The organism is Streptomyces sp. FXJ1.172 (assembly GCF_001636945.3).
Classification (GTDB): domain Bacteria; phylum Actinomycetota; class Actinomycetes; order Streptomycetales; family Streptomycetaceae; genus Streptomyces.
Map to the genome: position 1 here is coordinate 733172 of NZ_CP119133.2, position 19490 is coordinate 752661.

The 19490-nt window shown below is 68.8% G+C and carries 18 protein-coding genes and 2 pseudogenes; 9 read left to right on the forward strand and 11 right to left on the reverse strand.

Features of this window, described 5'->3' with window-relative positions; genetic code table 11:
- Positions 1-309: 309 nt before the first annotated feature.
- A complete protein-coding gene (locus A6P39_RS03565) occupies positions 310-1272 on the reverse strand; it encodes an alpha/beta hydrolase family protein (protein ID WP_067057431.1) in 963 nt (320 codons plus the stop codon).
- 169 nt (positions 1273-1441) lie between these two features.
- On the opposite strand from A6P39_RS03565, the gene A6P39_RS03570 reads away from it, so the two are divergent.
- A complete protein-coding gene (locus A6P39_RS03570) occupies positions 1442-2038 on the forward strand; it encodes a TetR/AcrR family transcriptional regulator (protein ID WP_067057434.1) in 597 nt (198 codons plus the stop codon).
- A 701-nt stretch (positions 2039-2739) separates the two neighbouring features.
- A complete protein-coding gene (locus A6P39_RS03575) occupies positions 2740-3582 on the forward strand; it encodes an IS630 family transposase (protein ID WP_159396226.1) in 843 nt (280 codons plus the stop codon).
- A gap of 220 nt (positions 3583-3802) precedes the next feature.
- Here the strand turns inward: A6P39_RS03575 and A6P39_RS03580 are convergent, their stop codons facing one another.
- The 3 genes from A6P39_RS03580 to A6P39_RS03595 all read right to left on the reverse strand — a co-directional run bounded on the left by A6P39_RS03580 (position 3803) and on the right by A6P39_RS03595 (position 6790).
- Positions 3803-4129 (reverse strand): hypothetical protein, encoded by a 327-nt coding sequence (locus tag A6P39_RS03580; protein WP_067057440.1) that lies wholly within the window; start codon positions 4127-4129, stop codon positions 3803-3805.
- A gap of 489 nt (positions 4130-4618) precedes the next feature.
- Positions 4619-5703 (reverse strand): IS630 family transposase gene (locus tag A6P39_RS45350; RefSeq protein ID WP_443052809.1). Its coding sequence is split into 2 segments (ribosomal slippage): positions 4619-5178 and positions 5178-5703, totalling 1086 coding nucleotides; the frame shifts between segments, so codons are not numbered across the junction.
- A gap of 61 nt (positions 5704-5764) precedes the next feature.
- Complete coding sequence (locus A6P39_RS03595; protein WP_067057445.1) at positions 5765-6790, reverse strand: sigma-70 family RNA polymerase sigma factor; 1026 nt, start codon at positions 6788-6790, stop codon at positions 5765-5767.
- A 175-nt stretch (positions 6791-6965) separates the two neighbouring features.
- On the opposite strand from A6P39_RS03595, the gene A6P39_RS03600 reads away from it, so the two are divergent.
- Complete coding sequence (locus A6P39_RS03600; RefSeq protein WP_067057448.1) at positions 6966-7529, forward strand: dihydrofolate reductase family protein; 564 nt, start codon at positions 6966-6968, stop codon at positions 7527-7529.
- 268 nt (positions 7530-7797) lie between these two features.
- Here the strand turns inward: A6P39_RS03600 and A6P39_RS03605 are convergent, their stop codons facing one another.
- Complete coding sequence (locus A6P39_RS03605) at positions 7798-8445, reverse strand: M48 family metalloprotease (protein WP_275883796.1); 648 nt, start codon at positions 8443-8445, stop codon at positions 7798-7800.
- A gap of 129 nt (positions 8446-8574) precedes the next feature.
- On the opposite strand from A6P39_RS03605, the pseudogene A6P39_RS03610 reads away from it, so the two are divergent.
- Positions 8575-9449, forward strand: a pseudogene (locus A6P39_RS03610) (IS5 family transposase).
- Between the two features lie 9 nt (positions 9450-9458).
- On the opposite strand, the gene A6P39_RS03615 reads toward A6P39_RS03610, so the two are convergent.
- Positions 9459-9920, reverse strand: coding sequence for a GNAT family N-acetyltransferase (locus A6P39_RS03615; protein WP_067057460.1), 462 nt, complete (start codon positions 9918-9920; stop codon positions 9459-9461).
- A gap of 212 nt (positions 9921-10132) precedes the next feature.
- On the opposite strand from A6P39_RS03615, the pseudogene A6P39_RS03620 reads away from it, so the two are divergent.
- Positions 10133-10327, forward strand: a pseudogene (locus tag A6P39_RS03620) (hypothetical protein); the annotation flags it as partial.
- Between the two features lie 424 nt (positions 10328-10751).
- On the opposite strand, the gene A6P39_RS03625 reads toward A6P39_RS03620, so the two are convergent.
- Entirely contained in the window at positions 10752-11633 is an 882-nt protein-coding gene (locus A6P39_RS03625; protein WP_234379327.1) for an NAD(P)H-binding protein, read from the reverse strand.
- A 66-nt stretch (positions 11634-11699) separates the two neighbouring features.
- Here A6P39_RS03625 and A6P39_RS03630 point away from each other — a divergent pair, with 66 nt between their 5' ends.
- Entirely contained in the window at positions 11700-12296 is a 597-nt protein-coding gene (locus A6P39_RS03630; protein ID WP_067057466.1) for a TetR/AcrR family transcriptional regulator, read from the forward strand.
- A 279-nt stretch (positions 12297-12575) separates the two neighbouring features.
- Here the strand turns inward: A6P39_RS03630 and A6P39_RS03635 are convergent, their stop codons facing one another.
- A complete protein-coding gene (locus A6P39_RS03635) occupies positions 12576-13040 on the reverse strand; it encodes a DUF6192 family protein (RefSeq protein WP_067057469.1) in 465 nt (154 codons plus the stop codon).
- The gene (locus A6P39_RS03640; RefSeq protein ID WP_331454087.1) at positions 13000-13371 is read right to left on the reverse strand and encodes a DUF6192 family protein; all 372 of its coding nucleotides are present in this window, start codon (positions 13369-13371) and stop codon (positions 13000-13002) included. Before A6P39_RS03640 ends, A6P39_RS03635 begins: the two co-directional genes overlap by 41 nt.
- A gap of 50 nt (positions 13372-13421) precedes the next feature.
- Here A6P39_RS03640 and A6P39_RS03645 point away from each other — a divergent pair, with 50 nt between their 5' ends.
- From A6P39_RS03645 to A6P39_RS03655, 3 genes are all read left to right on the forward strand, one after another.
- Positions 13422-13940, forward strand: a complete 519-nt coding sequence (locus A6P39_RS03645) for an SRPBCC family protein (RefSeq protein ID WP_067057472.1) — start codon at positions 13422-13424, stop codon at positions 13938-13940.
- Positions 13941-13976: 36 nt separating this feature from the next.
- Complete coding sequence (locus A6P39_RS03650) at positions 13977-16289, forward strand: FdhF/YdeP family oxidoreductase (protein ID WP_067057476.1); 2313 nt, start codon at positions 13977-13979, stop codon at positions 16287-16289.
- A 179-nt stretch (positions 16290-16468) separates the two neighbouring features.
- Positions 16469-17590, forward strand: a complete 1122-nt coding sequence (locus tag A6P39_RS03655; RefSeq protein ID WP_234379328.1) for a PucR family transcriptional regulator — start codon at positions 16469-16471, stop codon at positions 17588-17590.
- Between the two features lie 35 nt (positions 17591-17625).
- Here A6P39_RS03655 and A6P39_RS03660 read toward each other — a convergent pair whose 3' ends face one another.
- Positions 17626-18441, reverse strand: a complete 816-nt coding sequence (locus tag A6P39_RS03660; protein ID WP_067057479.1) for a family 1 encapsulin nanocompartment shell protein — start codon at positions 18439-18441, stop codon at positions 17626-17628.
- A 4-nt stretch (positions 18442-18445) separates the two neighbouring features.
- A complete protein-coding gene (locus A6P39_RS03665) occupies positions 18446-19429 on the reverse strand; it encodes a Dyp-type peroxidase (RefSeq protein WP_067057482.1) in 984 nt (327 codons plus the stop codon).
- Between the last annotated feature and the right edge of the window lie 61 nt (positions 19430-19490).

Consider the following 19490-nt stretch of genomic DNA (forward strand, 5'->3'; position numbering starts at 1 on the left):
TTCTGACGCAGACACGAGCCGGGTCGGCGTAGCTCCACAGAAGTTTTGCCAGAACCGAAACTGCTGCACATAGCCACAGCCCCTCGTTCACTGGTTTGAGCAGCGTCCGCGGTGGGCTGCGATTCGAACAGTGCAGGAGTCTGGGCTGCGTCGCGGCAGCCGATGACGACTGAGGGTCCTGGTGCCGAGGCACTCACACCGTGGCGGCTTGCTGCCTGGACACCGTTCTTGAGTACCAGCCTGCTGACTGACTCCATGCGCCCGACGGCGCGGACCGTCCGAGGAGGGACGTGGCCGCGGGGCGGGGGCTTACTTGGATTCGAGTCGTCCTATCGGATCGGGGTCGGTCGTCAGTGCCTCGCACTCGGCCTGCCACGTGGGGGCACTCGGGCGAAGCCGGGTGTGGAGGTAGGCCGCGGTGAGCCGGGCGAGGGCGGCGACTCGTTCGGGGTTCTCGTCGGTGGTCTCGGCGGCGTCGTATCCGGCGATCCCGCCGAGCCCGTGCTCCGCGCCGAACAGGGTGAGCAGGGTCTTGGGTCCGGGAGCGAGGGTGTAGGGGTCGGCGTGCCAGTCCGGCCCCATGTCCGTGAAGTGCCGGGAGTCGTCCTCGTCGCCGGCGACGACCAGCGTGGGTGTGGTCATGGTGGAGAAGTCGATGGTCCGCAGGACCGGCAGCGCGTCGGCCATCGGTCCGTTGAGGACGTCACCCCTGCCGGGCGCGGCGAGCAGCACGCCCGCCTTGATCCGCGGTTCGAGAAGGCTCACCACTTCCCCCTCGTCGGGGTCGGTGACCCGGGCACCGAGCAGGAGGCTGGAGGTGAAGCCGCCGAACGAGTGCCCGGCAACGGCGACCTTGGTGTGGTCGATCCGCCCGGAGAGCCACGGCACGGCCTTCTCGATCATGTCGAGTCGATCGAGGATGTGCGACATGTCCTCGGAGCGCGAGCGCCAGAAGAACGGCGCCCCGGGGGCGTCGGCGACCAGGTGACTCAGCGTCCTGGAGGAGAGGTGGGTTGGCTGGATGACCACGAATCCGTGGGCCGCCCAGAAGTTGGCGAGCGGCGCGTAGCCGTTGAGCGAGGAGAGGTTGTTCGAGGGGCCGTGGCCGTGAGAGAGGAGGATGACGGCAAGGCCGGTTCCGCTCGCGGGTGCGGAGACGCATACCTGGAGGTCCACGGGACGTCCGGGCACGGAGAGGACTACGGGGCTGAAGGACAAGACCGGGACGGGTGTGCCGAAGGGGTCGGCGCTGGTGACAGTGGATGTGCTCACGGTGTGGGTTCCCTCTCGGTGGCAACCTGCTGTCCGCCGGTCTCCTGCGACCGACGACGGACAAGGTGGGCAGGAGCATCCTGCTTCGGCTAACCTGAAGCGGAGCATCGCTCCACTTAGTATCCGGAGCGACGCTCCGTTTTGTCAATCGGTGTGGAAGGAGTGCGCGATGGCCACCGACAACCCCGCAGGGCAGTCGCCGTCCCGAGGCAAGCGGGCCGACGCACAGCGCAACCGGCAGGCGGTGCTCACTGCCGCCGCCGAGGTGTTCGTCACCTCCGGCGTCGACGCACCGATCCGCCAGATCGCGGCCCAGGCGGGCGTCGGGATGGGCACGATCTATCGCCACTTCCCGACCCGGGCGGATCTCGTCACGGCCGTCTACCGCCATCAGATCGAGGCATGCGCCGAGGCCGGCCCGAACCTGCTGGCCAGTGCCGAATCCCCGCTCGACGCGCTGCGCCGGTGGATTGACCTTTTCGTCGACTTCCTCGTCACCAAGCATGGGCTCGCCGACGCCCTGCAGTCCGACCACGACCGCTTCGCCGCGCTGCACGCCTACTTCCTCGACCGTCTGCTGCCCGTCTGCGCCCAACTGCTCGACGCTGCGGTCGAGGCCGGTGACATCAGGCCCGGTACGCAGCCGTATGAGTTGATGCGCGGCATCGGCAACCTCTGCATCGGACGCGACAACGACCCCCGCTACGACCCCCGACGCTTGATCGCTCTCCTTCTCCAGGGGCTGCAGGGACCTCACGCGTCCTGATACCGACGAGCGGCATCGCGACCTGGTCCCTCCGCGCTTCCATGCGATCCGGTGATCTGTTACCGCCTGTAGCGGAGGGGCTGTAGCAGTGCCGTACGAGCGGGGCCTGGACGCAAGCCTTATCTGCGCCACAAGTTCAACCAGCAACCGCGCACAGAACCGCGCAGCGCCGACGAGGTACTTGGCCCGACCAGCCACCGCAGCGACGCGTCATCTGCCACCCGGAGCGGGGACTCCGGCTATGACGCCGTAGGTTGAGTCCTGCCTATGGGCGGCCAAGCATAGGAAGACTTCCACAGGATGCGCCGCCGGCCAGCGCCCATGGCTGATGGGACCGACGCCTCCGGAGCCGTGTGCGCAGGTGATGAGGATGGCTTGTGCGCCGGGCTGTCGTTGCTGGCCAGATAGAGGGCGAAGCCCCAGGTATGCAGTACGCCGGTGAAACGCAGTCGGCACAGCGGCAGGCTCATTTCGCCGGGCAACTCGGCTGCTACGTAGGCGAATCCGGTGCGGAAGCGGACCGTGATGGCGTCCACGTGGGGCCAGCATGCGCGGGCGTGGCGGTTCAGGCGCTGGCGCAGGTGGTGCTGCATCGATTCCGGGGGGGTTCTTCGGCACGGGCCCATCCTGCCGGGTGCGGCAGCGACCCGCCATGATCGTTGGCCGTGGAGGGTGGGCGACGGGCGGGGACAGCGGTGGCGGTGGCGATCGATTCGCGGGTCCGCGAGCGGCTGGTGCGGACGGTGGCCTCGGCGAAGTCCGAGGTGCGGGCGGTGCTGCGGGCCCGGATCGTCCTCGCGGCGGCGGACGGAATCGCCAATGGTGCGATCGCCAGGGAACTCGAGGTCAGCGTGAACACGGTACGCAAGTGGCGCGGGCGGTTCGCCGCACTGGGCCCGGACGGCTTGCGGGACGCCGAACGGTCGGGGCGGCCGAAGATCTACGGGCCCGAGGTCCGCGTGGCGATCGTGGCCACAGCAGCCAGCATGCCGCGGCATCCGGAGGCGACCTGGTCGCACCGTGCCGTCGCCCAGCACGTGGCCGGTGCCTGCCTGGTGTCGGTCTCCGCCTCCCAGGTCGGCCGGATCCTGGCCGGTCTGGGCCTGAAGCCGCACAAGGTCCGTGGCTGGCTCACCCGCCGGGACACCCCCGACTTCTGGCAGCGAGCGTCCGCGGTGTGCGCCCTCTACCTTGATCCGCCGGAGGGAGCGGTGGTGCTCTCCATCGACGAGAAGACCGCGATCGCCGCCCGTTCACGCCGCCATCCTGGTCGTCCCCCACGCCCCGGTGAACCCGCCCGGCAGGAGTTCGAGTACCGGCGTCACGGCACCGCCTCCCTCGTCGCCGCTCTCGACGTGCGCACCGGTGAGGTCCTCACAGAGGTGATCGCCCGCAACAACGCGGCGACCTTCACCGCCTTCCTGGACCAGCTCGACCAGGCGATCGCTCCTGGCAAGGCGATCCACGTCGTGCTCGACAACGGCTCCTCCCACACCGCCAAGCACACCAAGGCATGTTACGCAGTTCCGCCCCCAGCCTGGTGACCTGCTGCTGGAGCAGATCGCGCTCCTCAAGGAGCTGGGAGGCGTTGGGGTGTGCGGCGGCGAGTTCGTCCTCGCGGCCGCGTTCGGCCTTCCAGTCCGCCTCCAGCTGCGACAGGCGGACTTCCAGGTCGTGGATCCCGTTCGTCCGCTCCAGCAGCGCATCACCCAGGACGTCACCCTGCACGCTGGAGCGCCGGGATCGGCGGTCCGCGTGAGCGAGCTACTCCTCGATCACTTCCATCGCGTGATGCTGCGAGGAGCCGCAGTCGACTGCGGCCCGGTACAGCGCGCGGACCATCCCGACCGCATCTGGCGTGACCGCCGCGCCCCAGTGCTCCCCGAGATCGGCCAGCAGCTCCTGCACGGACTTCCACGGTGGGATCCGGTTGCCGTTGAGGTACCGGGAGAGAATGCCGCGATCCCACTGCCGGCGGGCGGCGTAGCGGCGAACCGAGATGTCCAATCCCTCGAACAGCTCCCTGAGGGCCTGGGTGAGGGCACGCGAAGCCGCGGGTAGATCATTGCCGAGCGGCCTGAACTCACCCACGTCGCTCTCCTCCTTCTTCCCGCTCCGGCACGTGCCGGCAGGAACGCACCGGCTCGTGCTCGATTAGCCGGTTGAAGAACGGCACCGCCAGTGCGGCAGCCCCCAGCCCCGCGAGGGCACTACGGGCTGTGCCCTCGCTGGCCGACAGGGACAGAGCCGTCGCGACGCCACCGGCGAACAGGAGCACGAGAGCAGATCGAGCTGTTGACAAGGGCTTGTCCCTGGTCTCCCCCGCTTTGGTCTCCCCGCTCAGAGCGAGGAAGCCTGTCATCGGCACAACGGCGGCTTGCCGCCCGGGACACAAAGCATGGGGCGTTGCACACCGTGATCCGCAGTGCAGCACCCGCAGCACCATGTTGCAGGCATCAACTCCACTCCCTGGCATAGTGTTTGGCCAGGCCAGGGCACCACACCGGGACACCGTTGCCAGTTGTGTTGCATGCAACGTGGGCTCCTCCCCCGGCGGCCGAGCGGAACAGCTCGGCCTTGTTACTGACGTTGTTGTCGTGATGTCGTCAACGTGAGTCCGGTTCCGGCGAGACATCCATCGATGAGGTTGCTGCGGTACTGGATCTGGCGGAGACCACGTCGGAGCGTGCTGATGAGGTGGTCGGGGTCGGTGAAGGCGATGTTCACCTGGCTGCTGCGCCGCAGCAGTGACCAGATGCCCTCGACAGGGTTGAGGTCCGGTGCGTAGGCCGGCAGGAAATAGCAGGTGATCCAGTCGCGGGTGTGGATGAACTCCCGCAGTCGGCGGTCCTTGTGGACGTTGAGGTTGTCCCACACGAGCACAATGGGTGCGCCGAGCTGCTGGTGTGCGGCGATGAGCAGGTCGCGGTAGTCGGTCCAGGTGAAACTGCGTCTGCCGCCCCGCTTGTGATCGACATGCCGCTTGGGCCGGTAGATCAGCCGTGAGCGTTCACCCTGCTTGTAGCAGGCCAGAGCAGCGATGGAGAAGCGGCGCTGGGAGCGTCCCCTCACCCGGGTGAGGGGTGTGCGTCCGCGCCGGGCCCAGGTCCGTGCGGTGGGCGGCGTCATCGAGAAGCCGGCTTCGTCTTCGAAGCACAGCCAGGCGTCGAGCGCCGCCACGGACCTTCCACCTGCGGCCAGGTCTCCTTCACCCAGCCCGCCACGGCCTCCTCGTCGCGCTCGGTGGCCCGGCGGGCCGGGACCTGGTGGCTGAAGCCGTGCCGGTGCAGCATCCGCGCGATCGCCGACAGCGTCATGCCCTTGTGGAAGCGGCGCCCGATCAGCGTCTTGATCCGCGCCAGCGTCCACGTCTGGTCCGGCCAACCGTGTGCGACCGGCCCCTTGGCGAGCTCCTGCTCGAGCATGGTGACCAGGGCTTCACTCAGCTTGGGCCGTGACACGGGCCCGGCAGAGCGCAGCCCCTCGGTCCCGACGTCGTGCCAGGCTCGGCGCCAGCGCTGCACCGAGCGCACACTCACCCGTAAGTCCTTGGCGACCTCGGCGTTGGAGGCACCCGCAGCGAACCGCTCCGCAGCCTCCAGCCGGATCCGCTCGCGAAACGCCTGCCGTTCAGGCGTCAGCCCACCACCCTGCGGATATCTCACACAACCGGCATACCGCGACGATCACACATCGTCAGCCCCCAACGACAACACGCCGCAAAGGTCAGTAGTGGTCGGATGGCAGGGTGCGGGGTAGGCCGAAGCGGGGTAGGTGGCTGTTTTCGAAGCGGGTCACTGCGGAGATGCGCTCTGCCGCGAGGGTGAGGACCAGCAAGCCGGTGGCGCGCCAAGTGACCGTCTGGCGGTCCAGCAGGTAAACGCCGAAGGCCGGCTGACTGTTGGCCCGGGTCGCGACCAGGCGGTAACTGGTGATCCGGTGGAAGACGGCGGCCAGTAGACGGGCGACCGCTTCGCGGCCGAGGTATTCGACCGGCAGCGGCGGCATCGTGAGGCGGACGTCGTCGGCGAGTAGCGCGACCACGCCGTCGACGTCGCCGGATTCGAAGGCCCGGGTGAGGCCGTCAACGAGCTGCCGCTCACATGGCGAGTCGGGCGGAGGTGGTGGTTGCGTGGCGCCGAATCGGGACGTCTGTGCTCGGACGCCGGCGCGGGCCCGTTTGAGGGCACTGGTGACGGATTCTTCAGTGGTGACAAGGAATTCGGCGACCTCGGCGGCACGGTAGCCGAGTACGTCCCGCAGGATGAGCACGGCGCGCTGACGCGGTGGCAGCAGCTGGACGGCGGTCACGAACGCCAGCGATATCGCCTGTTTCGATTCGTAGCGCGCCTCGGGTCCGGGCGCGCTGTCGGGAACCCCGTCGAGCAGCATGTCGGGATAGGGCTCGAGCCAGACCACCTCGCCGTGGGCAGACGGCTCGGGCAGCTCCAACCCAGCTGCGCTGGTACCGGGGATCGCCATTCGCGGCCTCCTGCTGGCGGCCCGCAACACCTTGAGGCAGCGGTTCGTCGCGACGCGGTAAAGCCAGGTTCGTACCGCCGACCGCGCCTCGAACGCGCTGAGCCCCCGCCAGGCGTCGAACAACGTCTCCTGCAGGGCGTCCTCGGCGTCGTGCATCGAACCGAGGAACCGGTAGCAGTGCACCAGCAGCTCCCGGCGGAACGGTTCAACGAGTTCGCGAAACGCGTCGGCGTCGCCGGCCCGGCACCGGGCGATCAGCTCTGCGGTCACCGCATCGTCCTCTCCTCGGGCCGGTCGAGCGCCGAGGGTTTCGGCTAGCGGATCCGGCCGGACAAGCCGTCAACCAAACCGACCCCGCGCCCCGGAGAAACTGGGCGGCGCGCACCGCCCAGTTTTCGCCGCGACCCGGATCTACCTCGGTGACCTCGAACAATAGGAGCACCCAATGGGACAGATCGCCGTCTTCGAAAACATCACTCTCGACGGTGTCATGCAGGACCCGATCGGCGAAGAGAGCGTCAGCGCCTTCGACTGGCGCAACAACCTGTCGGCGGCCGCCAACGAAGAATGGATCCAACGCATCGTCCACGACACGCGTGGCGTGCAGGCATTGCTGTTCGGCCGCCGCACCTACGAATTCTTTGCCCCCCGCTACGCCGACGGCACCACCCCCGTCGCGGAACTCACCAGGAGCATCCCGAAGTACGTCCTGTCCAGCACATTGACCGACCCGTCCTGGACCAACACCACCGTGCTGAACGGTAGCGCCGCCACCGAAGTGGCCAAGCTCAAGGCCAACGTCGACGGAACGATCATGATCTGGGCCAGCTCCCTGCTGGTGCGTGAACTGGTCGAGCACGACCTGATCGACGAGCTTCGCCTGGTCGTCTTTCCGCTGGTAATCGGCCAAGGTACCCACCTCTTCAGCGACACCGCCGACGCCAAACACTGGCACCTCGCTGCAACCGACACCATCGAAGACCTCGTCTATCTCACCTATCGGCGTTGACCCGAATCTTTCGTCGCGGGGGCGGAGGTCCAGGCTGGCCGAATACCGTCCGCCCGACCTCGGCGTTGACGCCGCCGAGGTCGGGCGGAAGGTCTGGCCCGCGTCCTCGACGAGGTCGCCGCCACCCGCCAGGTGGTGGTCTTCACCCACGACGACCGGCTCGCCGATGCCGTCGGACGATTCAAGCTGCCCGAAGCGATCCGGGAAGCCACCGCAGCGAACGGTGCCACCCCGCCGCCCGGCCAGATGAGAGGCACCGGCAGGATCATCAGGCGCTTTGGTACGGGACGTGGCGGGCCCACCACAGGCGCAGCGCCGTCGGCGGATGGCTCCGTAGCGCCAGGAAAGCACCCAAGACTCGTCGGGGCAGAGGGATCTCGTGACTGTCGGCCAGATCTTGCTTCCAGGAAGTGACCGCGACATGGCGGCCGCAGTACCGTGCGGCGTCGCGATCACAGGCCAGCTCAACCCACCATTGGTAGCCGATGCCGACCGCGGCGAAGACGGCCAGGGCGAGGACAGCGTGAGCGAGCGTGAGGAGCCCGGCGCACAGTACGAGCAGGGCCGCGCGGAACGTCGTGATGCCCAGGTGAGTCCGCGCGTCATTCTGGCGCAGATGGGCGAGTTCGTGTTCCAAGGTGTAGGGCAGAGCGGTGCTGCGGTCGGGCCACAGCCAGAAGTACCCGAGGGCCACGTGCCCGCTGCGTCCTGAGCGGGTCGAGGCTGCTTGGTGCCACAGGCCGATCCGGCCGCCGGTCACAGCCAGCGAGACGTGCTCCAGGTCCGATTCGCGGATGAACTCGTGGACGCGGTCTTCGACCCGCTGCATCTGCCCGATCATGAACTCGTTGTCCTGGTCGAGCGGGCCGTCCCGCCGCACCGGCCCATCAGGGCGCAGGAAGGCGCACCAGGTCATGTCGTGACTCGCCTGGGCCGCCCCCCCCCAGATCGCATTGCTCAGGGGCAGGCCGGTCAGGGCCCATCAGATCACGGCGATTAGGGCCTGTGTCGAAAGTGGATCTTGATGGTGCGATGATCTTGGTTCGTGGCACGTGGAGATCTGACGGACGCGCAATGGGCAGTACTGGAACCGCTGTTGCCGAAAGGCAAGAAGCCCGGACGGCCGCCGGCGTGGGCCAGGAGGCAGCTGATCGACGGCATACGGTTCCGGGTCCGCACCGGCATCCCGTGGCGGGACCTGCCCGCCGAGTACGGGCCGTGGAGCCGGGCTTACGACCTGTTCCGCCGGTGGCAACGGGACGGCACCTGGCATCGAATCTTCACGGCGCTCCAGGCCCGGGCCGACGCGAAAGAGCTGATCACCTGGGACATCAACGTCGACTCCACGGTGTGCCGGGCCCACCAGCACGCCGCCGGCGCGAGGAAAAAGGGGAGCTGCAGAAGGAGCCACCTGGCGGCGTCAGCATCGAACCGGACGACCATGGTCTCGGGCGCTCGCGCGGCGGCCTGACCACGAAACTGCACCTGGCCGTCGAACAGGGTCAGAAGCCCATGTCCATCGTGATCACGGCCGGGCAGCGGGGCGACTCCCCGCAGTTCGAGCCCGTCCTGAACAAGGTCCGTGTCCCGCGTCCCGGACCGGGCAGGCCGCGCACCCGGCCCGATCGGGTGCGCGCCGACAAAGCGTACGCATCCCGGAAGAACCGCGCTTACCTGAGGCGGCGCGGGATCCTCTGCACCATCCCGGACAAGGCCGACCAGGCCCGTAACCGCAAGAAACTCGGCTTCCGCGGCGGCCGGCCGCCGAAGTTCGACCCGCAGGACTACAAGGCCCGGCACGCGGTCGAGTGTGGCATCAATCGTCTCAAGAGGCACCGCGCCGTGGCCACCCGGTACGACAAGCTCGCGGTCCGCTACGAAGCGACCGTCCTCGTCGCTGCCATCAACGAGTGGCTATGACCGGCCACGTCACGATGGCGCTGCGTAACAGAGGATGGCCACAGTCTGGTGCGGGCTCCACTGCTGCTCGACTGTAGCCATCAGCTTCCAGCCCAGCCGCTCATACAGGGCTGCCGCGGCAGTATCGGATGCGACGACGTCGAGCACCGGATGCAGGCCACGACGCCGCGCTTCCTCCACTGCTCGGCCGATCAGCAGCGCACCGATCCCATGTCCCCTCGCCTGCGGGGCAACGAACAGTCTGCCGACCACGGCGGTCATACCCCGCGTCGCCCCGTTCCGCTCACTCCACAACATCGGGGCCAGATCACCTTCGCCGCCTTGCGACAAACTGACATGCCCAATCAGGCGGCCTGCGAACTCGGCAACCCAGGAGCCCAGCACGGGACCGCGTGACAGCCACTCGCCCGGCCGATCAGGCCAGTTCACCGGATAGCCGTCAAGCTGATGGACCTCCGCGAGGACCCGCACACACTCCTCAACATCACCATCAGCCCTCTGCCGGACGCAGAGGCTCGGCCTCTCATCAGGCACCCCGGAGCTCTCGATGTTCACTCCGGAATAGAAACACAGGCCACAGAGTCACGGCCAGCCACTTTCGACACAGGCCCTAGAACGGCGGCCGCAACGACGCCGACGACGGCCAGCGGATGCTGCCAGCGCACAACCACCACCCCGCATACAAGTATGGACTGGAGCAGCAGGTGAAGCGGCTGGTCAATCGTGCCTGCGGCCACGACGATGTGCCAGCGGATCTGAGGGCAAAGGTCTTGATGGGTCTGCACGGGATGCTACGCGGCGGTCATACAGGAAACGACGCCCTTTGCGTGAGCTGCAAAAACGCTAACTACCCGGCCTTGGGGAAGCGTCACCGGTGAGGTTGCTCCCCATCACGCTCTTCCGTCCATTCGTCCTCGCGAGGCTGATGCCCCTGCGACGCGTCGCCACGGCGGGCATCCCGAACACGCCGGAAGACGTGCCGTAGCCCGCTGTGATCAACGCCGACGGCGGGCGGCAGGGCTCGCTCGGTCGCGCCTGAGGTTGGGTACCATGTGGCTGACGTGACTGATTGCCGGGTTTGTCAGCGGCCAAGATCCTTTCCCCGAGTACGGCCAGTTACCGCTCCCCATGAACGACCAGTTCAATGGGCACACGGGGAAGCTGTGTCACAGATCGTGACGTCACCGGCTCGGGCTCGATTTGCTGGTACGGGGTGTGTCGCTTCCGATCGGTACGAGCTTGCCTTGCGCGCCCGGCATGCCGCGGAGGCGGAGGCCCGGGACGGACGTCGCGCCGACGAGCTTATGAATCCTTCGTGAACGCGCTGGCATGGTCGCCGGCCCACTGGCGAAACGTTCGCGGCGCCGTCCCGAGGATGTCGCGCACCGCGGTGGTGACGTAGGCGGGCTGTCCGACCGCCGCGCTCCAAGCGGCGAGCAGCATGTCGACGACCGAGCTGGGCGCCGTGCCCTGCGACAGATCACGGAACTCGTCTGGTGTCATCTCCTCGAATGCGATCCGGCGTCCCAGGGCGTCGCCGATGACGCCCACCTGCGCGGCCTGGGTCAGGGATTCCGGCCCCGTCAGGACGTAGTCCCCTGCGATGTACCCGTCCTGACAGAGCGTCCGTGCCACGACGGCTGCGACGTCGCGGTCATCGACCGGTGCCGTCTCGGCAGCGCCGTAGGGCCAACGGACGGCTTCGCCCGCGCGGATCGCGGGGGCCCACCAGGCCAGCGAGTTCGAGGCGAGCATCCCCGGCCGGATGATCGTCGACTCGAGTCCGGTTGCCGCGATGAGCCGCTCGATATCGGCGTGCAGGGCCGCCATTGGATTGGGCTGCTGGAAGAAGGGGTGCGGGGTCCGGTGCGGGGAGGAGAGGAAGACGACCCGAGGCACGTGGGCTGCCAGGCGCGCCACGACGTCGGCACAGGTCTGGGGCGGAGCGGTCCAGACGAGGAAGACCGCACCGGCGCCGTTCAATGCCGCGTCGAGCGAATCGGGCGCGGTGAGGTCGCCGGTGAAGACCTCGGCCGTCGCCGGCAGCGTCGCAGCCGCCTCCTCAGGACGACGGGCGAGGGCGCGGACCGGCACGCCCGCGTCCAGGAGTTGGTCGATGACGGCGCGGCCGATCCGGCCCGTCGCTCCGGTCACGAGCACGGGAGGACTGTCTGTCTGACTCATGCCGCCCATAAAAACGTTACTCGGTTAAAAAAGCAACCTGGTAATGATTGATGTTACGGTAGTCAGATGAGCGAGCCGACGGGACTGAGGGCCCGCAAGAAGGAGCGGACGCGCGACGCCATTGCCGACGCGGCCGTATCGCTGTTCCTGGAGCACGGCTTCGACCGCGTCTCGGTCAACGACATCGCCGCGGCAGCCGAGATCTCCAAGCCGACCCTCTTTAGGTACTTCCCCGCCAAGGAAGACCTGGTACTGCACCGGTTCACGGACCACCAGGGCGAGGCGGCGCGGGTCGTACGTGACCGCGAGGCCGGTATCAAGCCGGTGACGGCGCTGCACAGGCACTTCCGGGCCGCCCTCGACCGCTACGACCCCGTCACCGGTCTCAACGACCATCCACAGGTGGTGGCGTTCCATCGGCTGGTGTTCACCACGCCGAGCCTGGCGGGACGACTCACGCGGTACCAGCTCGAGGACGAAGAGGCTCTGGCGGCCGTCCTCGGCGAAGGCATCCAGGCACACGTGCGGGCCGCTCAGGTGCTCGCGATACAGCGGGTGCTCGCCCGGGCCAACTGGCAGAAGATCGCTGAAGGGCGGACTGCCAGCGACGTTCACCCTGAGGCCGTGGCCGACGCCGACGAGGCATTCAACCAACTGCAGTGACAGGCGAAGCAGGCCCTGGTCGGTGCTTCCCTCCAGTGTTGACCCCCGATCCATTGATCACGGAAGGTGACGGAGGCGCAGCCAGACGGCTCCCCGTCAGGGGGCCACCGGCGGGGAATGGGCGCAGGCGTTTGTCGTCCGGGTCCAGGGCGGCGGGCGGGGCGACGGTGCCGGTGCCGGTGATCAGGCGGCGGCCCTCGGTGAGCAGCACGTGCACTCGCCAGATCGCTTCCGCGTGATCGCGTGCCGCATCGCCCCGGCGCTGGGACCGGGGCACGGCTACTCGCCTCGCAGCAGTTTCGCCAGTTCCTCGTCCACGTCGACCTCGCCCGTGTCCACGGCCGTGGTGATCCACTCACAGGTGGCCCGTACGCGGTCGACGTTGCGGTGCACGGCTTCCCGCTCGTCCTCGGACAACCGCCGCTCCCGCAGCGACGGCATGATCCGGCCCGCGGCCGCGACGAACCGCTGACAGGCCCCGGCCAGGTCCAAGAACTCCAGCGCGTGGTTGATCCGCCGCACGTCAGGTTCGAACGGGCCCACCGGGCCGGTGAGTTGCTGCTCGTCCGCCTCACGTAGCCGGCGCGCCTGCTCGACCTGGGCGTGGTTGACCTGATGCCGAGCCGTGTGGTCGGTCATGGCCTTGAAGGCGACCGAGGGACGTCGCAGAAGGTCGGTCGCCACCTGGGCCGCGACCTGCTCGTCAACGACCAGGTCGTGCACGGCCTCGATCTTCTCCTGCACCGTCCGGGTCCCGGCCCGTGGTGGCCCCCACCCTTTGCCGGGCCGTCTCCGGCGTCCACCGCCGCTTGCCAGTCCGCACGTCCAGCGGGGGGTTCTTGATCGCTGCCCAGCGCTCCTCGGGATCCGAGATGGCGGCGAGTAACTGGTGGGGTGCCGGCCACCCCTGGGCACCGGTGCTGCTCGGGCCCGTCCCCGGCCCGGGCAAGCCCACGGAATAGAGGAGCACCCGAGCCGGGCCGAGGCGTCCGCCTGCGGTCCCGGCGAGATCGCCGTCGGCGCCGGGTGACAGCGGCACGGACGCGGACGGCCTGCCCTTCGCGTGGCAGCCCACCTGCCGGGCGGAGAGACTGGGAGACCACGGCGCCTGGAGATGGGTGGGCCATGCATACCATCGAGGAAACGATCGAGATCGCGGTGCCAGTGCGCACCGCGTACGACCAGTGGACGCAGTTCAAGAGCTTTCCGCGGTTCATGACCGTGGTGAAACGGGTCCAGCAGGTCAAGCCCAACGTCACCACGTGGGTCGTCGGCATGGGACCGGTGTGCCGTGAGTTCGAGGCGGAGATCGTCGAGCAGGAGCCCGACTCCCATCTCGCCTGGCGCAGCCTGGAGCGGCGTCCCTCCCACCGCGGAGAGGTGTCGTTCCGGTCCACCGAGGAGGGGCGCACGTCGGTCAGCGTGCGGCTGGAGGTCGAGCCGGGCGGCGTGGCCGGCGCGCTCCTCGTCGTACCCGCGCTGACCAGACGCGTCGTGCGAACGCAGCTCGGACACTTCAAGGAGTACATCGAGGGTCTCGGGGAGGCGGGCGGGTCCTGGCGGGGAACGATCCGCAACGGACGTGTACGGCCCGTGGAGCCGGAACCGCCGAGGAGCCGGGTGCCCTGCTGGCCGGTCGGCTGACTTCGTGCGGGACGACGACGAGCGAGAGGCAACCCGATGACCAAGCCCCCCGGCGAACGGCCGAAGGACGAACTCACCGTAACGCCGCCCAAGAAATGGGCCGCGGGCGTACCCGCCGTGGTGCACGCTCTGGAGTACTCCCTGCAGCAGACCTCCCCGCTGAAGACGGGGGTGGACCTGCTGACCATGAACCAGGTGGATGGCATCGACTGCCCCGGCTGTGCCTGGGCGGACCCCTCTCCGGGGCACCGCCATCGCAACGAGTACTGCGAGAACGGCGCCAAGCACATCAACGACGAGGCCACGACGCGCCGCGTCACTGCGGACTTCTTCCGCGAGCACAGCGTCTCGTACCTGAGCCGGCAGTCCGACATGTGGTTGAACCATCAAGGACGGCTCACGGAACCGATGGTGAAGCGGCCCGGGTCCGACCACTACGAGCCGATCAGCTGGAGCGACGCCTTCGGACTGCTCTCCGCCGAGCTGACCTCCCTGGACACCCCCGACGAGGCCGTCTTCTACACCTCGGGGCGGGCCAGTAACGAGGCCGCGTTCGTGCTGCAGCTCTTCGCCAGGGCGCTGGGCACCAACAACCTGCCCGACTGCAGCAACATGTGTCACGAGTCCAGCGGCTTCGCCCTGTACGAGACGCTGGGCACGGGAAAGGGCACCGTCAGCCTGCACGACCTGCACCACGCCGACGTGATCTTCCTGGTGGGGCAGAACCCCGGAACCAATCACCCGCGGCAGCTGTCCGCGCTGGAACAGGCCAAGCTCAACGGCGCTCGCATCATCGCCGTGAACACCCTGCCCGAAGCCGGGCTGCTGAGGTTCAAGAACCCGCAGAAGGCGCGCGGGGTGATCGGGCGCGGAGTGCAGATCGCCGACCGGTTCCTGCACATCCGCGCCGGGGGCGACCTGGCGCTGTTCCAGGCACTCAACAGGCTGCTGCTGGAGGCCGAGGACGCCCGGCCCGGGCAGGTCCTGGACCACGACTTCATCCGCTCCAACACCAGCGGCTTCGAAGGCTTCGCCGCCCACGTCCGAGCGCTGTCCTGGGACGACGTGCTCGCGGCGACCGGGCTGACGCGGAGGGAGATCGAGAAGGTCCGTGACGACGTACTGCGCAGCGAACGGGTCGTTGTCTGCTGGGCCATGGGAGTCACGCAGCACAAGCACGGTGTCCCCACCATCCGGGAGATCGTCAACTTCCTGATGCTGCGCGGAAACCTCGGCAGGGCCGGAACCGGCGCGTGCCCGGTGCGCGGCCACAGCAATGTGCAGGGCGACCGCACCATGGGCATCTGGGAGCAGATGCCCGACTCCTTCCTGGACGCGCTGCAGCGGGAGTTCGGCTTCGACCCGCCGCGCGCCCACGGACTGGACTCTGTGAACTCGATCAGGGCGATGCGTGAGGGCCGTGTCAAGTTCTTCCTCGCGCTGGCCGGCAATTTCGTGCGGGCCGCGCCCGACAGCGAGGTCACCGAGGCCGCCATGCGCAACTGCCGCCTGACCGCGCACATTTCCACCAAACTGAACAGGTCCCACACCGTCTGCGGGCGGACCGCACTGATCCTCCCCACGCTCGGCCGCACCGAACGGGACGTCCAAGCGGGCGGGGAGCAGTTCGTGACCGTGGAGAACTCGATGAGCGAGGTGCACACCTCCCGTGGGCGGCTGAGGCCGGCTTCCAAGCTCCTGCTCAGCGAAGTCGCCATCCTGTGCCGGCTGGCCCGCCGCACCCTGAACGGCAAGCCCGACATCCCCTGGGAGCAGTTCGAGGCCGACTACGGCACGATCCGTGACCGGATCTCCCGCATCGTGCCGGGACTGCACGACTTCAACCGGCGCGTGGCCCGCCCCGGCGGCATCCAGTTGCCGAACCCCGTCAACGAGGGCGTGTTCCCCACCGCCGTGGGCAAGGCGCTGTTCACCCGGAACGCCTGCGAGGCGCCGCACCTTCCCGAGGGGCACCTGCTGCTGCAGACGCTGCGCTCCCACGACCAGTGGAACACCATCCCCTACACGCCCAACGACCGTTACCGGGGCATCCACGGCGGCCGCCGGGTGGTGCTCGTCAACCCCGCCGACCTCGGCGAACTCGGCCTGATCGAAGGACAGCACGTCGACCTGGTCGGCGTGTGGAGCGACGAGGCCGAGCGCCGCGCCGAGGACTTCGAGGTGGTCCCGTACCCGACCAGCCGGGGCTGCGCCGCCGCGTACTATCCGGAGACCCAGGTCCTGGTGCCCCTGGACAGCGTGGCCGACATCAGCAACCAACCGACGTCCAAGGGCGTCGTGGTCCGCCTGGAACCCACGGCACCACGGCCGAGCACCACCCCGCGCTGACCGGGCGCCCGGCACCGGCCTGCCGCCGCGCGTAGCATGTCAGAGGCCGGACGGGAATGGTCATGGGTGATCGAAGCCGCACAGACGGGACCGGCCGGGCACGCCGCGCCGCGCTCACCGGACTGGTCGCCTGGGCCGGACAGCAGCTGCCCGAGCTGATCGACGACGTGTGAGCGGCCGTGTGCGAACGCATCGATCTCTACCGCGAGGACGACGTCGTACCGCGCGACGACCTGCACCGCTCGATCGCCCTCAACCTGAGGTTCATGATCAGCGGCCTCGGCGATCCGCATGTCACACCGGACCTGGCCGCACCCTCGGAGACCGGCCCGCGCCGGGCGCACCAGCGGGCACCGCTGCCCGAGGTGCTGCAGGTCTACCGGATCGGTTGCTCGATGCTCTTCGACGCGCTCGTGGCACACGCACGCCACGACGGCAGGCCGGACCCCATGGATGCGCTGCTGGACGCGGCAAGCACACTGTGGCGGCTCGCGGACGAGCAGGCGCTGGTGCTCATGGAGGCCTACCGGCCGGCGACCGCCGAACTCATGGCCGTGCAGCAACGGCGGCGCTCGGCACTGGTGGAGGCCCTGTTCACCGGCCGGCCGGCGGGGGAGGCCGGGCCGTGGGAAGTGGGCAAGCTGCTCGGTCTGCCCCTGGACTCCAAGCTGGTCGTGGTGGCCGCGGAGACCTGTGGTCTGGCCGAGGAGAGCCTGATCGGGGTGGAGCGGCTCCTCGCCGAGCGCGGCATCGTGTCAGCGTGGCAGCTCACCCCCACCACACAGGCCGGCATCGTGGCGATGCGCGACGAGCAGAGCGCCACCGTGCTGGAGGTCATTCGCGCCGCGCCCGGCGCGCGGACCGGCATGAGCCCCTCGTACGTCTCGCTCACCGAGACACCGCGTGCCCTGCATCTGGCCCGGACGGCGCTCGCCGAGATCCCGGCCGGCAAGGCCGACGTACGCGTGTTCAGCCCCAGCCCGCTGGCCGCCCTCATAGCCCACGACCCGGGCGAGGGACGGCGGTTGGCGCAGCAGGTGCTCGGCACGGTGGTCGACCTGCCGCCGGAGGACCGCGACGCGCTGCTGGACACCCTCGACGCGTTCCTGCACCACGGCGGCTCGGCCGACCGTGCCGCGCGCATCCTGCACTGCCATCCCAACACGGTCCGGTACCGGCTGAACCGGATCCGGGAGCTGACCGGCCGGTCGCTGAACGAGCCGCTCCCCCCTCGCCGAACTGGCGACCGCGGCACAGGCGGTGCGCCTGAACGCCGGCCGGTCGTGACCGGGGCGGCCTGAACGTGGCCTGCTCACGCGGTGAGAAAGAGATGTGCTCACGAGGTGAGGGCGACCACGGCCTCGTCGGTGTACACCAGAAACGTCAGCGTCTGCCGGAAGTACAGCTCGATCTCGTTCGCGTCGTGCGCGGTGTAGCCGATCGCGAGATCCTCGCCCAGACGCAGCTCGAAGTCGCCGCCCCGGGTGGAGAGCAGGAAGGCGCCGTCGAGTGCGGGCGCCCAGATCGGCGGCCCGTCCAGCAGCCGGCCGAGATGTTCCGCGAGGGGATACCCGTGGTCGGACGTCTCGCTCACCGCGGTGTACGCGTCGGCGCCCAGCAGCAGCGCGTACGGGCCGGCCACTCCGGCCAGCCGCAGCGTCGTCAGGGCCCGGCTGACCGCGTCCGGATAGTCGCGTGGCTCCGGCGGCAGGGCTATCACCGGGTTGGAGGTGCGCCCGCGCAGTCCGTCGATGCCCGCTGCCGCGTATCCCCCGAAGACGGCTCGGTCTTCGGCGAACGCCATGGTGCGCGCCGCGTCCTTCACGGGCTGCCAGTCCGAGTCCTGCGCGCCGCGCTCCACGTCGTCCACCGCGTCCCGGCCGACCTTGAACGGCACCCGCAGCTCGACCAGCGGCTGCACCTGGCGCAGCCGCGCGGTGACACCCTGCGCGGGAGGGTCGATGCCGGTGAGGTGACCGGTGCCCACCGCCGCCAGCGCGGGTCCGTCGGGCCCCGTCACGTCCACGACACGACGGCCCCCCAGATTGCGCAGGAAGGTGCGACGGGCCTCGTCCTCGATCTGCTCCCACGCCGCAGGCGTGATCGGGGCGAGATCGCGGTGCAGGTTGTTGCTCTCGGTGGGCGTGGACATGTGATCAGGCTCCTTTGAGGCTGCCGATGCCCAGCGAACCCTCCACCACGCGGGTGCTCACGGGCGGGCCGGGCGGATCGTCGAGGAAGTCGGCGGTCGGCACGTGGAAGAGGGAGCCGGTGACCGCGGTGGAGAAGTCCAGGATCCGGTCGTGGACGTTCGGGCGGTCGCCGAGGAACATGTTGCGCAGCATGTGCTCGATCACCTCGGGCGTGCGGGCGTAGCCGATGAAGTACGTGCCGAACTCCCCGTCCCCGATGCGGCCGAACGGCATGTTGTCCCGCACGATCTTGCGCTCGTTGCCGTCCTCGTCGGTGACCGTGTTGAGGGCGACATGGGAGTCGGCAGGTTTGACGTCGTCGGGCAGCTCCACGTTGTTCAGCTTCGTCCGGCCGATGACCCTCTCCTGTTCCTCGATCGGCAACGCCTTCCAGGCGGTGAGATCGTGCAGGTACTTCTGCACGATGACGTAGCTGCCACCGGCGAACTCCGGGTCCTCGTCGCCGACGAACACCGCGTCGTCGGCGAGTCGGCCCTCGGGGTTCTCGGTGCCGTCGACGAAGCCGAGGAGGTCGCGTTCGTCGAAGGACTTGAACCCGTGCACCTCGTCGACCACGGTGGCCGCCCCGCGCAGCCGTTCGGCGATCAGCTGGGCCAGCTCGAAGCAGAGGTCCATGCGGCGGGCCCGCAGATGGAACAGGAGATCGCCCGGGGTGGACGGCGCGTGGTGGCGGGTGCCCGTCAGCGGCACGAAGGTGTGCAGGTCGCGCGGGCGCGGCCCGGCGAAGAGCCGGTCCCAGGCGGTGGAGCCGATCCCGGCGACGCACGTGAGGCCGGCGTCTGGAGAGCGGAACCCCACCGACCGCCGCAGTCCCGCCAGGTCCGGAAGCAGGTCGCGTACGACGGCCTCGCCCCCGGACGCGATGGTGAAGACGAGGAACACGGCGGACTTGGCCGGCGGGGCGATCACGGTCTGCGACTCGACCACAGGGCCTGCCTCTCCTGGTTGTGCGGAACGTGACGGATCAGTGGAATGAAGCAGTACGAAG

What these genes read in the sequence shown, in the direction of transcription:
- A6P39_RS03600 (WP_067057448.1), top strand. Translation starts at nt 6,966, where the DNA reads ATGGGACAGATCGCCGTCTTCGAAAACATCACTCTCGACGGTGTCATG.
- A6P39_RS03570 (WP_067057434.1), top strand. Translation starts at nt 1,442, where the DNA reads ATGGCCACCGACAACCCCGCAGGGCAGTCGCCGTCCCGAGGCAAGCGG.
- A6P39_RS03605 (WP_275883796.1), bottom strand. Translation starts at nt 8,445, where the DNA reads ATGACCTGGTGCGCCTTCCTGCGCCCTGATGGGCCGGTGCGGCGGGAC.
- A6P39_RS03660 (WP_067057479.1), bottom strand. Translation starts at nt 18,441, where the DNA reads ATGTCCACGCCCACCGAGAGCAACAACCTGCACCGCGATCTCGCCCCG.
- A6P39_RS03645 (WP_067057472.1), top strand. Translation starts at nt 13,422, where the DNA reads ATGCATACCATCGAGGAAACGATCGAGATCGCGGTGCCAGTGCGCACC.
- A6P39_RS03630 (WP_067057466.1), top strand. Translation starts at nt 11,700, where the DNA reads ATGAGCGAGCCGACGGGACTGAGGGCCCGCAAGAAGGAGCGGACGCGC.
- A6P39_RS03625 (WP_234379327.1), bottom strand. Translation starts at nt 11,633, where the DNA reads ATGAGTCAGACAGACAGTCCTCCCGTGCTCGTGACCGGAGCGACGGGC.
- A6P39_RS03650 (WP_067057476.1), top strand. Translation starts at nt 13,977, where the DNA reads ATGACCAAGCCCCCCGGCGAACGGCCGAAGGACGAACTCACCGTAACG.